Origin of the sequence: Hyphomonas sp. FCG-A18 (assembly GCF_045287255.1) — a bacterium.
Classification (GTDB): Bacteria; Pseudomonadota; Alphaproteobacteria; order Caulobacterales; family Hyphomonadaceae; genus Henriciella.
The window spans coordinates 70,575-84,349 of the sequence record NZ_CP137142.1 but is presented as its reverse complement, the minus strand read 5'-3'; the positions used below and the strand labels follow the sequence as shown (position 1 = coordinate 84,349).

Here is a 13,775-nt window from a genome sequence, read left to right as displayed (position 1 = left end):
TTGATTGAGGCTACGAAGCCTCTCATGTTGGCCTTATGAAGTATGCTCTGAGCCTTTGTTTCGTTCTGATGCTGGGAAGTTGCTCAGATGGCGTACGCTTTGACTCTCAGAACAACACAAACGAATCCTGCACCGAGCTTTCCTATCGAGGAGCGCCTTACACTGTTTGCGTCTTTCCCAGCACTGCTGACATTCGGCTATTTCACTCCGACACTGCCGGCGAGCCTTATCGCCAGTTTGATATCCTTGTGCGCGAGCTGTCAGAGCAGAATGAGACCCTGACCTTCGCGATGAATGGCGGCATGTATCATGAGGACCGCAGGCCCGTTGGGTATTATCGCGATGGTCTGGGCGATCAGGCGAGCGTCAATCTCAATGACGGGCCAGGTAATTTCCACATGAAGCCAAATGGTGTGTTCTGGCTCAAAGGCGACCAAGCCGGGGTTATGGAAAGCGCGGCCTATATTGATGCTGAAATTGAGCCTGATTACGCCACGCAATCGGGGCCAATGCTGGTGATTGATGGGGACATCCACCCGCAGATCAATCCAACAGGGGTCTCTCATAAACGACGCAACGGCGTTGGCGTTTCCGCTGACGGGACACAAGTCTATTTTGCCATTTCCGACACGGCCATCACCTTTCATGACTTTGCCAGCCTGTTCCGCGACCATTTGGAAACACCAAACGCTCTGTTCCTTGATGGTCAGGTCAGCCGGATTTATGCGCCGGGTATAGATCGCAATGAGATCGGCGCAGACCTCGGCCCGATTGTCGGCGTGGTGGAGTAGCGGGTCGGCTTACCCGCTGTGAAAGTGACCATAAATGCGCTCCGCCAAGGCAGCGCTCACGCCCTCAACCGCTTTAAGATCGACAAGCTTGGCGCGCGAGACTTCTTTGGCTGAACCGAAGTGATGAAGCAACGCCTTCTTACGGGCCGGGCCAATGCCTTCAATCTCATCAAGTGGATTCTTCTTGATATCCGCACTCCGCTTGGCGCGATGCGCGCCAATGGCCCAGCGGTGAGCCTCATCGCGCAAACGCTGCAAATAGTAGAGCACAGGTGCATTCTCGGGCAGTCGAAATGGCGCGCGTCCGGGTTGGAAGAATTGCTCGCGCCCAGCGTTGCGCTCAACCCCTTTGGCAATAGAGACGAGGTTTACGTCCTTAGGGCTCAGGCCAATCTCATCAAGCGCTTCGGTGACAGCGCTGAGCTGGCCGAGACCACCATCAATCAGCACCAGATCAGGCCACGTCTCCAGATTACCCTCTTCGCGTTCTTTCAGGGCCCGCGTGAAACGACGGCGCATAACCTCGCGCATCATGCCATAATCGTCCCCCGGCTCGAGCGCTTTATCCTTGATGTTAAACTTGCGGTACTGGCCTTTTATGAAACCGTCTGGCCCGGCAACGACCATGCCGCCGACCGCATTCGCCCCCTGAATGTGGGAATTGTCGTAGACTTCAATCCGTTGTGGTGGTTCTGGCAGGTCAAACGCTTTGGCAACCTCTTTAAGGAGACGGGTCTGCGTGGCGCTTTCCGAAAGCTTACGGGATAGCGCTTCAGCCGCGTTGCAGGTCGCCTGTTGCACCAAAGACCGCTTATCCCCACGCTGCGGTGTGAGGATTTCAACTTTTCGGTCTGCCTTGAGGGACAGGGCTTCTCCGATCAGTTCGCTACCCGCAGGAGACGTATTGGTCAGCACCAGTTTGGGCGGTGGCCGTTTATCGTAAAACTGCACCAGAAAAGCCGCGAGAATATCAGCCTCAGTTTCACCCTTCTCATGGCGTGGGAAGTGAACTGTGGCGCCCCAATTCTGCCCGGCACGAATGAAGAAGACCTGAACCGCGGACAAGCCGCCGTCCATGGCGATGGCAAAAATGTCCGCCTCTTCAATCCCATCCGGATTGATGTCTTGCTGAGCCCGTACGACAGCCAGCGCACGGATACGATCCCGCAAAGTTGCCGCCCGCTCAAAATCCATCGCCTGTGAAGCTGCATCCATCTCTTTCGCCAGGCGGTCCTGCAAGTCCGTTGCTTTGCCGCGCAAAAAGTCTGCCGCTTCATCGGCGAGTTTTGTATATTCCTCAGGCTCAACCAACCCAACACAAGGCGCGGCGCACCTTTTGATTTGGTGCAGCATACAGGGACGCTGGCGCGTGGAATAAACACTGTCTTCGCAGGTCCGCAACAGGAACGCTTTCTGCAATGTGTCGATCGTCCGCGTGACAGCATTCGCACTTGCGAATGGCCCGAAATAGTCCCCGCGGTCCTGCTTGCTTCCGCGATACTTCAGCACTTGTGGCGCCTCATGATCACGCCGGATCAGGATATAGGGAAAGGACTTGTCATCACGCAGCAGGATGTTGAAACGCGGCTTGAGTGACTTGATCAGGCTGGCTTCCAGCAACAGGGCTTCGGTCTCACTCTCGGTGATGACAAATTCCATCCGGGCGGTCGCCATGATCATTGCGGCGATGCGCTGGGTCTGCCCTCCAATCCGCGTATAGTTTGAAACGCGGTTTTTCAGGTTCTTGGCCTTGCCGACATAGAGGACCGTATCGTCTTCGCCGAACATGCGGTAAACGCCCGGCTTTCCGGGCAGACGGGATAGATTGTCCTTGATGACATCAACGCCGCGCTTGCGGACAGAAGAATTGGGCGAGTCAGGCATGACGCCTATTTAGGCGCGTTCGAGGCGCACGCCTAGCGTCCAGCGATGTAAGACAAGCTGCCAGCGCCATTATCAACGAACCAACCAAGGCCGAACCCGGCCATGATCACCAGGGCGAGTATCGTCGTGAAGCTGCGCCCGCCTGTGCCAGGTTCAGGCTTCTCCTTGGACTTAAGAAAGATCAGGGTCAGCATGGCGAGCGCAACAAGGCAAACTCCAAGAATTTTCTCGGAGGTTGATAGTGTATCAAGCCAGCGCTCTGTATCCGCAGTCCAATTGCGGAACTCCAGCACAAACTGGGTCCAAGCCGCCTGATACGGGTCGTTCTCTGTTGCGACGTTTACCATCACTTCGCGCCCTGTCACATGGATTCCAGGGCAGGAAGCTAGCACAATTCCGTAAAAACCTATTTCCAGAAACCTGTAAAATTGAAACAAATCTCTCAAGTCGAACCCGTTGCGACTCGTGCAGCATAGGGCTAAGCACAAACCGATACTCAGAAGGAAAATGCCTATGTCCGCCTTGAAAACCAGTGATGCTGTAAACCGGGTTGCTCCATCGGCAACAATTGCGGTCACGACCAAGGCGGCAGAGCTGCGCCGTGCAGGCGAGGATGTCATCGGGCTTGGGGCCGGTGAACCGGACTTTGACACACCCGATCACATCAAACAGGCGGCAATTGACGCCATCAATGCAGGCAAAACCAAATATACACCGGCCGATGGTCTACCGGAGCTCAAAGAAGCCATCTGCGCCAAGTTCAAGCGCGACAATGACCTGACCTATACACCTGACCAGGTACACGTCGCACCGGGCGGCAAGCCAGTTATTTTCAACGCCCTTGTATCAACACTGAACGAAGGCGATGAAGTCGTTATTCCGGCTCCCTACTGGGTCTCTTATCCGGAAATGGTCAAGCTTTGCGGCGGAACGCCCGTGGTGGTCTCTTGCGGGCCGAATGCTCAGTATAAACTGACGCCTGAGGCACTTGAAGGCGCCATTACGCCGAACACGAAATGGCTGATCCTGAACTCCCCCTCCAACCCGACGGGCGCAGCCTATACCAAAGACGAACTTAAGGCGCTCGGGCAGGTTCTGCTGCGCCATCCACAGGTCTGGATACTGACCGACGATATGTATGAGCACCTTGTCTATGATGGGTTCGAATACTCGACCATCGCACAAGTAGAACCGGGCTTGTATGACCGCACCCTGACCATGAATGGCGTGTCCAAAGCCTATGCGATGACGGGCTGGCGGATTGGTTATGCGGCGGGTCCAGCTGACCTGATCAAGACCATGCGCAAAGTGATCAGCCAGACCACCTCCAACCCTTGCTCAGTCTCTCAATACGCCGCCATAGAGGCTCTGAATGGCAGCCATGACTTCCTTCCGGAGCGTAATGCTGTGTTCAAACAGCGCCGCGACTTTGTGGTGGCCGAGCTCAACAAGGCGGAAGGCCTGACCTGCGGCACGCCGGAGGGCGCGTTTTACGTCTATCCATCCTGCGCCGGAGTGATCGGCAAGACCGCCCCATCGGGCAAGGTGATCAAGACCGATGCAGACTTTGCCTCTGAACTGCTTGAACAGGAAAAAGTCGCGGTTGTCATGGGCGAAGCCTTTGGTCTGTCCCCAGCCTTCAGGATTTCCTATGCAACCTCAAATGAGGCCCTGGAGAAGGCGATGGCACGTATTCAGAAGTTCTGCGCAAGCCTGACTTGATATAGAGAAACCCAATACTAAAGCGCCCTATTTTCAATTTGAAGAGGTCTGTCCTCATCCTCATCTTATGCCTGTAACAGGATGAGGATTGAGACCTATGACCATTGAAATTGGCATTACCGAACAAGGCCGCGAGGCCTCTGCCACGGCGCTGCGTCGCCTGCTGGGTGAGACCTATGCGCTTTACACCAAAACCCATGGCTATCACTGGAATGTCACCGGTCCACGCTTCCAGTCGCTGCACGATATGTTCATGATCCAGTACACGGAGCTATGGACCGCGCTGGATGAAATCGCAGAGCGCATTCGCGCTTTGGGTCATTTTGCCCCCGGCTCCTCTGCAGAGATGATGGAACCAGCCACCATTCCAGCCGACAATGGCATTCCCGATGCTGAGGCGATGATCGCCAACCTTGCCCGCGGCCACGAAGCCGTCGCCCGTGCCGCGCGCGATGGCATCGAAACGGCCACAAAAGCCGGCGATGACGTCACTGCCGACCTGATGACCCAGCGGGCCACGATCGCAGACAAGACGGCCTGGATGCTGCGGTCGAGTCTCTGATCTGAACGCCTGCTGAGCGGCTTTGCCGCACAGGCGTGAAGCAGGTCTCGTATCGGCGCTGCGCGCCTCACATAGACCAAGCTCAAGGCTGTTCTCTCTCCACACGCACGTTCTCCCCGAATATAAAACAGCCTTGAGCCCGTTCATGCTTCGGAGCGCCCGGAAATCGATCCAGTGGATCGATTTCAGCGAAGAAGGCCACGGCAGTGGCGGGAAGCCAGACCGGAACCCGCTTTCGCGGTTCGCCCGCAGGGCGTCAGGACCGCATCAAAAAACTCTCTCTCTACAAGCACCGACTCCTGCGAACATAAACAGTCTTGAACATGGTCTATGTGAGGCGCGCAGCGCCGATACGAGACCTGCTTCGTGCTGCTGGCCCGCAGGGCCTCAGGGCAGCACAAAACTCAAGACACACCCAAACCCGCCACAGGGTCTCCCCTTGGCGTTATAACAGAGCCTGGGCGCGCTCAGGTTGCACGCGACATGACTGCTCGCCTTGTGGCAAGCCTATAGCGCCCAAGCTGAGCGCGCCCGCGGTGGTGCGTTTTCGGTTGTTTCCCATGGCGCTTTCGCCGCCACAGGTCCGGGCTTTAGCGCTTGCCGGGGTTGAGATCGCTCACCCCCACGCGCCTTGACCACCCGACTGTTCCGCAAGACCGGGTACGGACCCAAACCAGCAGACACAGACCACCGCTCTGCCACTGCCGTGGCCTTCTCCGGCTTGATTTGATCCCCTGGATCAAATCATCGCTGACGCGACTGCCTTCGAAGCCCCTCATTCCCAGCCGCTCCGGAAAGGCCCTGTCATAGAGAGGAGATGGCAAGGATTATAGCGCCGTGGATAAGGGGTGGGATTGTTTCCTGGAAATCCCTCTCAACACGCTTTGCACGGCTTGACCGTGCAATCCATTACCTGCGGCTTCGTCCGGGATAAGGACAGCAATAGCCGCTTACCTTCTTAACCGGGCATGGAGATGGACCCCACGGTCAAGCCGTGGGGAGCGTGAGTGAGAACTGCAGTTGGCAAGTATTCAAGCGTACTTGGCAGCCGCGCCTCTTATGCGTTCAGAGAATTTGTAGAGATCGGTCACCTTATCGACACGAACCTTTTCTTCGTCTTCATTGTCGAAGAGACCAAGGTATCGAGTGGTCTTGCTGTTAAAGTACAGTCTGACAAGCGGCCTGCGATTGTTGTCGTCGATCAGTATCCCGCAATATGACTTCGTATCTCGTATACAAACACGCTCGGGATCGATGACTTTTGAGGCAATCGCCGTTGCAATACGATAGCCGTCCCATTCATCTTGAGTGGTTTCAATTTCATCCGGGTCTTCTTCCGGCTCAGATGCCATGACACTGTGGTGCAAGGCACTGGAGAGTCGTGCATTCACTTTATCGCGTAGAACTTCCTTGACGCTTCTGGCGATCAATTTCTCAAAGTCTTCTCTGACCGATGCTGTGACCCGCCCATCATAGACGCGCCTGACGAGCATTTGTACGAACTCATCAGATGGCTCTGAGAGTTCTTGTCGTATTTCAGCCTTCAAGGCGGAGACATATTTCAAATTAGATGCGGTTAAGAGGATATTCTCAATGTCGAATTCTGACTTGCGAAACTTGGCAAGTTCGGAAATAGCGGTTTGATCAATCTCTGAAAGGTCAAATGACAGGAATGGCCGTTCATCCATCCGGTTCGGGGCGTCTAGATCGGTGTAAACTTCCCAATCATAGCCGTTGGTCAGAACGGCAAACCGGGCCTCCGTCACAGAGAAGTATCGATACAGTTGAGAGGCATGCGGACGCGATAGTTTTGACTGAGGCGATTTGCATTCAACGAGGATCGCGATCTTGCCACCAATCGAGATGGCATAATCGACTTTCTCCCCGCGTTTAACGCCAACGTCAGCAGTATATTCTGGAATGACTTCTCTTGGATCGAATGGGTTAAAGCCCAAGCATTGGATAAGATTGAGGATGACCGCTGTTTTTACAGCCTCTTCGGTTTGCAAATGTGATCGCTTCTCTGTTGCTAGCGCGCTAAGAGAGCGTAACTTTTCCTCAAATACTGTATCCATTGACGTCCCCGTTTCTGTTTTTTTGATAACAGAAATTTTTCATTGGATTGTCAATCGCGCATGTAGAATAGTATACGCACAGATGCTGAAATATTTTGATCTACTATTCTGCTTTAACCCAAATCGCCAACAAGCATAAGCTGCGATACTTGCCTGCGTTTTCCATGCCATAGTCGAAAAGAAGCCTGGCTTGGGCGTCGAGAGCCATATGTGGTCGCATGTGTTGACACATCTTGACCAAATGAGACATAATTGTCTCATGACAAATCTGATCCGTCCCTCGGCCAGAGAAGCCATCATTGAAGCGGGCTTTACCGTGTTCAATCGCGATCCGAGCGCATCTTTGGCGCAGGTTGCAGAGCTGGCTGGCGTTGGTCGGGCCACCCTGCACCGCCATTTTTCGAGCCGGGAGGCCCTGATTCATGCGCTGGCAGAGATCGCCATTACGGAAATGGATGAAGTGGTGGAAGCAGCCAGTGCGGATGTGAAATCGTATGGGGAGGCCCTGCGTGTATCGCTGGAAGTCCTGATTCCTCTGGGGAATCGCTATGGCTTTCTCGCCTCAGATGCGATTGAGTATGCCCCTGCCCTGCAAAAGGAATATGCCCGCCAGCAACGCGAAACCGAAGAGATGGTCGAAGGTGCCAAATGCGAGGAACTGTTTGACCGAGCCGTACCGACCGCATGGATCGTGCAGGCATTTGATTATTTGCTGATGGCGGCGTGGGAGAGTGTACGCGCCGGTGATGTCACGCAGGCTCAGGCGGCGGATTTAGCCTGGCAGACGCTGACCTGCGGACTTGGGAGACAATAGACATGACGATGGAGGCTTTAACCGCTTTCGGGCAGGACTTTGAGGACGCGTTTTTCCTGATCGGCATCGCTATTCTGGCGATTGAGGTGTTGAAGGGCTTGTTCTCCGGTTCGATGACGGGACGATCTGCGCTGGATATGGTGGCGAGTGCGTCGACGCAGATCCCTTATCTGATTGTCGAGATCTTCCTGCTGTCCTTTGCCTATCTCGGCTTTGTCTATGTTTCCGAAGCCTTTGTGAGTTGGACGATGCCGCTGACGGCATGGACCGTGGTCCTCGCTGTTCTGGCGGCCGATTTCATCTATTACTGGGAGCACAGGCTGGCGCATCGGGTGCGTATCCTGTGGACGCAACATGCCGTCCACCACTCTTCGCGACATATGAATATTCTGGTCGGCATTCGCTTCGGGCCGTTTGAGGGCTTTATCTCCGCGCTATTGCATTTCCCGCTGATCCTGATCGGCTTCCCGCCGCAAGTCGTGTTCTTTGGCATTCTGGTTGTGCTGGCCTATCAGACATGGATCCATACTGAGGTGATCGGCAAACTTGGCATGCTGGAAGGGATCATCAACACCCCGGCCAATCACCGGGTTCACCATGGCTGTGACGACAAATATATCGACAAGAATTATGGCGGCATCCTGATCATCTGGGATCGCCTCTTCGGCACCTACCAAAGAGAAGAGGAGACGCCGAACTATGGCCTGAAGCGGGACTATGACAGCGTGAACCCGCTTTCAGTATGGTTCTCTGAGTGGCCAAATCTGTTCCGCGAATTGGGCGAGGCCAAGTCAGCCCGCGAGGTGTGGATGCGACTATTCGGGACACCGGAGTGGCAACCTGCCAGAGACCGCGAAACGCCAGACAGGGCAAACTCCTAAACGGTATCCCAATGCCGATTATGGAAGGGCCTAGCCTTATCTGTGAATACGGCCTGTTTACACAGTTTGTTGAAAGCGACAGGCCGAGACTGGAGACGACGCCACAAGCACGGAAGCCAAGTACACCCGCTCCTTGGCACTATCCCTTCAAAAGAAAAAGCCCGCACCTTTCGGTACGGGCTTTATTCCAGTCAACTTAAGTCAGGTTAGGCAGACTGACGACCGTCATCATCTTCGCTGACTTCTTCAAAGTCGGCATCAACAACATCTTCACCATCAGCCGCGGCGTCTGCTGCGGCATCAGCGCCCGCTTCTTCAGCCTGCTGGGCACCATAAATCGCTTCACCGAGTTTCATGGCGGCTGTCATCAGGGCCTGATGTTTGGCTTGAATGTCAGCAAGGTCTTCACCTTCTGCCGCTGCTTTCAGCTCTTCAGACGCTTTCTTGATCTCTTCTTTGACATCATCACCGACCTTATCGCCATGCTCTTCGAGCTGCTTTTCGGTCTGGTGGGCCAGAGATTCAGCATTGTTCTTGGCTTCAACCAGCTCACGACGCTGCTTGTCTGCTTCGGCATTCGCCTCGGCATCCTTCATCATGTTCTGAATATCGTCCTCAGACAGGCCACCATCGGCCTGAATGGTGATCTGCTGCTCTTTATTGGTCGCCTTGTCCTTGGCCGAGACAGAAACGATACCGTTCGCATCAATGTCGAAGGTCACTTCAATCTGTGGCAGGCCACGCGGGGCTGGCGGGATACCTTCAAGGTTAAACTGCCCCAGCAGTTTGTTATCATTCGCCATCTCGCGCTCACCCTGGAACACGCGAATGGTCACAGCCGGCTGGTTGTCTTCAGCGGTTGAGAAGGTCTGGCTTTTCTTGGTCGGGATAGTCGTGTTGCGGTCAATCAGACGCGTGAACACACCGCCAAGTGTTTCAATACCCAACGACAGAGGCGTCACATCGAGCAGGACAACGTCTTTCACGTCACCTTGCAGAACACCGCCCTGAATCGCCGCGCCGAGCGCGACAACTTCGTCCGGGTTCACACCCTTGTGCGGGTCTTTACCGAAGAATTTTGTCACCGCTTCCTGCACCGCAGGCATACGGGTCATACCGCCGACCAGAACAACCTCATCCAGATCACCAACAGACTTGCCAGCATCAGAAAGAGCTTTCTTACAAGGCTCAATCGTGCGCTTGATCAGGTCAGAAACGAGGCTTTCCAGCTTCGCACGGGTGATCTTCATGTTGAGGTGCTTCGGCCCGGTCGCATCCGCAGTAATAAACGGCAGGTTGACCTCATAAGATGAGGCAGAAGACAGCTCTTTCTTGGCTTTCTCAGCTTCTTCACGGATACGCGGGACGGCCATCTTGTCATTTGAAAGATCGATGCTCGTCTCTTTCTTAAACTCGGACAGGATGTGCTCGTACAGGCGAATATCGAAGTCTTCACCGCCGAGGAACGTGTCACCATTGGTCGACAGAACTTCAAATACACCATCGCCGATCTCAAGGATGGAAACGTCGAATGTCCCGCCACCAAGGTCATAAACCGCGATGACTTTATTCTCACCCTTGTCGAGGCCATAGGCGAGCGCGGCAGCCGTTGGCTCATTGATGATGCGCAGGACTTCAAGGCCCGCAATCTTACCGGCATCCTTGGTCGCCTGACGCTGGGCATCGTTAAAGTAGGCCGGAACCGTGATCACGGCCTGGGTCACTTCGCTGCCGAGATAGGCTTCAGCGGTTTCCTTCATCTTCGTCAGAACGAAGGCAGAGATTTCCTGTGGCGCGTATTCCTTATCGCGGCCTTTTACCCAGGCATCGCCGTTTGGACCTTTCACGATCTCATACGGGGAGATTTCCATATCCTTTTTGACGGTCGGGTCATCAAAGGTGCGGCCGATCAGGCGCTTAATGGCATAGAAGGTAAAGTCCGGGTTGGTCACAGCCTGACGGCGCGCTGGCATCCCGATCAGGCGCTCTCCGCCTTCGGTAAAGGCGACAACGGATGGCGTCGTGCGCGCGCCTTCGCTGTTCTCAATGACTTTGGCGTCACCGCCATCCATTACGGCCACACATGAATTGGTGGTCCCGAGGTCAATCCCGATGATTTTTCCCATGAGTTTTTCTCTCTTTCTTAAGCCGCCGCCCGGACCTTTTAAACGGCCTGCAAGGCAGCACCCGCTCCGCGCGGCTCTGTGGGTGATTTAAAAACAAGGATGAGATCGGTGTTTAAATCCGTTCACCCCTCTGCCAGCGCATGTGGGACGCGGTTTTTATGGTTCAAGGGGTTTGTGTGGGATTGAGTTTACACAATTTCACTCGCCAAACTGCATTTTGGTGCGTTACAAATGTAACCCAAGAGGGAGAACTCATTATGCGCAAGATTGCTTTCGTCTCGGTTTTGGCACTTTTCGCCTGCTCGGAGTCCGAGCCACCGACCATTACAGCGCCAGAACCACCCGCGATTGAGCTGCCTGCACCGGACATTATTGAGGCAAGCATGCCAAGTCTGGAACGGGTCTGGCTTACGGAAGGATTTTCCGATCCTGAAGGAGTTGCGGTTCAAGGCGAGACGCTTTTCATCTCCAATGTTGCTGGCGAAGGAAACGCGAAAGACGGTGAGGGTTGGATTTCCCGCGTCTCGCTAGCCGGGGAAGTGTTGGAAGCGCGCTGGGTTGAAGGCCTCAATGGCCCAAAAGGTATGGCCATTCGCGGCGACAAGCTCTTCGTTTCAGATATTGATGCTTACCATGTGATCGATATTCCAAGCGCAGAAATCGAGAATACCTACCCCATCGAAGGCGCAGGCTTCATGAATGATGTCACAGTCTGGCAGGGCGGCGTATATGCATCGGATTCTGCCACGGCCCGCATATTCCAGCTTGATGAGAATGGTTACAAGGAATGGCTGTCCGATGAGCGCCTTGGCGGCGTGAATGGCCTGACCGCTGATGGTGAGAGACTCCTGATCTCAACAATGAGTTCTGGCAGCCTGTTTGAAACCAAAGGCGATGGCGAGCTTACCGAAATCGCGACAGGTATGGAAAATGCTGATGGTATCGCTGTTTTGGATGATGGCAGCTATCTGGTCTCCAGTTGGCCAGGCCAAATCTGGCATGTCTCATCCGCAGGCGAGACAACCGAACTTGTGAACACTGTTGATCAGACAATCTATCAAAATGATCTCACCCGTATTGGCGGCCTGATCATTGTGCCAAACTGGCAACCCGGAACCGTAACCGCGTGGCGGGTTGTGGCAGACTAATTCGCCTGCCCCGCACTGACGGCAACCATAGCGGCGCGTAGGACGCGATCGCCGATCCGCCATCCGCCCTGGAACAGGCTGGCAATTGTGCCATTCGGGTGCTCGCTCGGGATATTTGCGACGGCCTGATGCAGGTTTGGATCAAACGCCGCGCCGGGCTCGGCCTCAATCTCAGTGACGCCATGACGGGTCAGAACCGTGTGCAGCTCTTTCTGGGTCATCTCGATACCGCTGAGCAGGCCTTTGCCGCCCTCGGTCAGCCCCTCGCGCTCGGACTCTGGCAGAGCCTCAAGCGCGCGCGCCATATTGTCGGAGACGCTGAGCAGGTCGCGAGCGAACTTCTCAATCGCAAAGGTCCGGGCATCGACTTTTTCGCGCTCAGAACGCTTCCGGATATTCTCCATCTCGGCAAGGGTGCGCAGAAGCTGGTCGCGCATCTCTTCCTTTTCCGCCTCAAGGATCATGATCTGCTGCTCGGGCGTGTGCTGAACCTCTGGCTCAAGCTCTGGAACCGGCTCACCAAACTCTTCATCGAGCATTTCTGTCTCAGCTTCCATGGCCGCTTTATCTGCAGCCTTGGCTTGCTTCAGCAGATCATCAGCTGCCGCTTTCAGGTCGGCCTTGCTGGCATTTGGTCCCAGATCTGGCTTCGTTGTCTCGTCACTCATATCCGTCTTTACTCCTGCCCGCGCTGGTCGAGAACCCGCCCCACCATGCGCGCTGTATAATCCACCATCGGTATAACCCGTGCGTAATTCAGCCGTGTTGGACCTATCACACCAAGTGCTCCGATAACCTCTCTCTGCGCGTTCATATAGGGAGCAACAATCACGCTTGAACCCGATAACGGGAAAAGACTGTTTTCCGAGCCAATGAACAGGCGCACACCTTCGGCCTCTCTGGTCTGATCAAGGATATCTAGCAAGCCCTTTTGGCGCTCCAATGCATCAAACAGCTGTCGAACCCGTTCCATGTCTTCTGCGGCGGCAGCATCTTCCAGCAGGTTCGCGCGGCCATGAATGATCAGGCTACGCTGTTGACCTGGCAAAGCACCCGCCCATTCGGCAAGGCCGCGTTCGACGAGATCGGCTGCGGCAGTATCAAGCTGCGCCTTATGATTGGAAATCTCTTCGCGCACGACCCGGGAAGCATCCTGTAGCGTTTTCCCCTTCATACGGGTCGCGAGATAATTCCCCGCTTCAATCAGAGCTGTCTGCGGCAAGCCTGCAGGCACCCGGATCAGACGGTTCTCAACATCGCCATTCTCTGTCACCAGAACACACAGCGCTTCCCCGGTCGAAAGCGGAACAAACTCGACATGGCGCACCGGCGCATCGGTTTTTGGTGAGGAGACCAAACCTGCCCCGCCTGCGAGGCCGGAGAGAATAGATGACGCCTCCTTCAATACCCCGCCTAGGTCTCGCCCGGCGGAGCGCAGGCGCGCGTCAATCTCGCTCCGGTCTTTACCGCCCGCTTCGCTGACCTCCAGAAAGCCATCCACGAACAAGCGCAAACCTGCATGGGTTGGCATCCGGCCCGCAGAAACATGCGGTGCATCCAACAAACCGAGCTCGGTCAAATCCGCCATAACATTGCGAATAGAGGCCGCCGAGAGCTGTATTCCGCCTTTCGACAGGGTGCGTGAGCCCACAGGCTCCCCAGTCTCCAGATAAGTCTCAACAATCTGACGGAAAATATCCCGTGAGCGGGCATCCATGGATTGCATCAGAGAGGCGGGATTACTCATATCGTTTGAATAGGACCGGATACGC

At 55.1% G+C, this 13,775-nt stretch carries 12 protein-coding genes; 6 read left to right on the top strand and 6 right to left on the bottom strand.

Annotation, left to right across the window (positions count from 1 at the left end; translation table 11 throughout):
- The first annotated feature begins 35 nt into the window (after window positions 1–35).
- A complete protein-coding gene (locus RYZ27_RS00420) occupies window positions 36–791 on the top strand; it encodes a phosphodiester glycosidase family protein (protein WP_406680386.1) in 756 nt (251 codons plus the stop codon).
- A gap of 9 nt (window positions 792–800) precedes the next feature.
- On the opposite strand, the gene uvrC is transcribed toward RYZ27_RS00420, so the two are convergent.
- Together uvrC and RYZ27_RS00410 are read right to left on the bottom strand one after the other, a co-directional pair.
- A complete protein-coding gene (gene uvrC, locus RYZ27_RS00415; RefSeq protein ID WP_406680385.1) occupies window positions 801–2,675 on the bottom strand; it encodes an excinuclease ABC subunit UvrC in 1,875 nt (624 codons plus the stop codon).
- Window positions 2,676–2,707: 32 nt separating this feature from the next.
- Window positions 2,708–3,022: a hypothetical protein gene (locus RYZ27_RS00410; protein WP_406680384.1), complete on the bottom strand. Its 315-nt coding sequence runs from the start codon at window positions 3,020–3,022 to the stop codon at window positions 2,708–2,710.
- A 166-nt stretch (window positions 3,023–3,188) separates the two neighbouring features.
- Here RYZ27_RS00410 and RYZ27_RS00405 point away from each other — a divergent pair, with 166 nt between their 5' ends.
- Both RYZ27_RS00405 and RYZ27_RS00400 read left to right on the top strand, forming a co-directional pair.
- Window positions 3,189–4,397 (top strand): pyridoxal phosphate-dependent aminotransferase, encoded by a 1,209-nt coding sequence (locus RYZ27_RS00405; protein WP_406680383.1) that lies wholly within the window; start codon window positions 3,189–3,191, stop codon window positions 4,395–4,397.
- A 97-nt stretch (window positions 4,398–4,494) separates the two neighbouring features.
- Complete coding sequence (locus tag RYZ27_RS00400; RefSeq protein ID WP_406680382.1) at window positions 4,495–4,959, top strand: Dps family protein; 465 nt, start codon at window positions 4,495–4,497, stop codon at window positions 4,957–4,959.
- A 1,031-nt stretch (window positions 4,960–5,990) separates the two neighbouring features.
- Here RYZ27_RS00400 and RYZ27_RS00395 read toward each other — a convergent pair.
- Complete coding sequence (locus RYZ27_RS00395; RefSeq protein ID WP_406680381.1) at window positions 5,991–7,034, bottom strand: type I restriction endonuclease; 1,044 nt, start codon at window positions 7,032–7,034, stop codon at window positions 5,991–5,993.
- Window positions 7,035–7,293: 259 nt separating this feature from the next.
- Here RYZ27_RS00395 and RYZ27_RS00390 point away from each other — a divergent pair, with 259 nt between their 5' ends.
- Both RYZ27_RS00390 and RYZ27_RS00385 read left to right on the top strand, forming a co-directional pair.
- Complete coding sequence (locus RYZ27_RS00390) at window positions 7,294–7,848, top strand: TetR/AcrR family transcriptional regulator (protein WP_406680380.1); 555 nt, start codon at window positions 7,294–7,296, stop codon at window positions 7,846–7,848.
- Window positions 7,849–7,850: 2 nt separating this feature from the next.
- Window positions 7,851–8,729 carry a sterol desaturase family protein gene (locus tag RYZ27_RS00385; RefSeq protein ID WP_406680379.1) on the top strand — a complete coding sequence of 293 codons (879 nt, stop codon included), beginning with the start codon at window positions 7,851–7,853 and terminating at the stop codon, window positions 8,727–8,729.
- A gap of 206 nt (window positions 8,730–8,935) precedes the next feature.
- On the opposite strand, the gene dnaK is transcribed toward RYZ27_RS00385, so the two are convergent.
- Window positions 8,936–10,855 carry a molecular chaperone DnaK gene (gene dnaK, locus RYZ27_RS00380; protein WP_406680378.1) on the bottom strand — a complete coding sequence of 640 codons (1,920 nt, stop codon included), beginning with the start codon at window positions 10,853–10,855 and terminating at the stop codon, window positions 8,936–8,938.
- A 257-nt stretch (window positions 10,856–11,112) separates the two neighbouring features.
- Here dnaK and RYZ27_RS00375 point away from each other — a divergent pair, with 257 nt between their 5' ends.
- Window positions 11,113–12,003: an SMP-30/gluconolactonase/LRE family protein gene (locus tag RYZ27_RS00375; RefSeq protein WP_406680377.1), complete on the top strand. Its 891-nt coding sequence runs from the start codon at window positions 11,113–11,115 to the stop codon at window positions 12,001–12,003.
- On the opposite strand, the gene grpE is transcribed toward RYZ27_RS00375, so the two are convergent.
- Together grpE and hrcA are read right to left on the bottom strand one after the other, a co-directional pair.
- On the bottom strand, window positions 12,000–12,671 hold the full coding sequence (grpE, locus tag RYZ27_RS00370; protein ID WP_406680376.1) for a nucleotide exchange factor GrpE: 672 nt from the start codon (window positions 12,669–12,671) through the stop codon (window positions 12,000–12,002). The genes RYZ27_RS00375 and grpE overlap by 4 nt on opposite strands.
- An 8-nt stretch (window positions 12,672–12,679) precedes the next feature.
- Window positions 12,680–13,750, bottom strand: a complete 1,071-nt coding sequence (hrcA, locus tag RYZ27_RS00365) for a heat-inducible transcriptional repressor HrcA (RefSeq protein WP_406680375.1) — start codon at window positions 13,748–13,750, stop codon at window positions 12,680–12,682.
- Window positions 13,751–13,775: the final 25 nt, after the last annotated feature.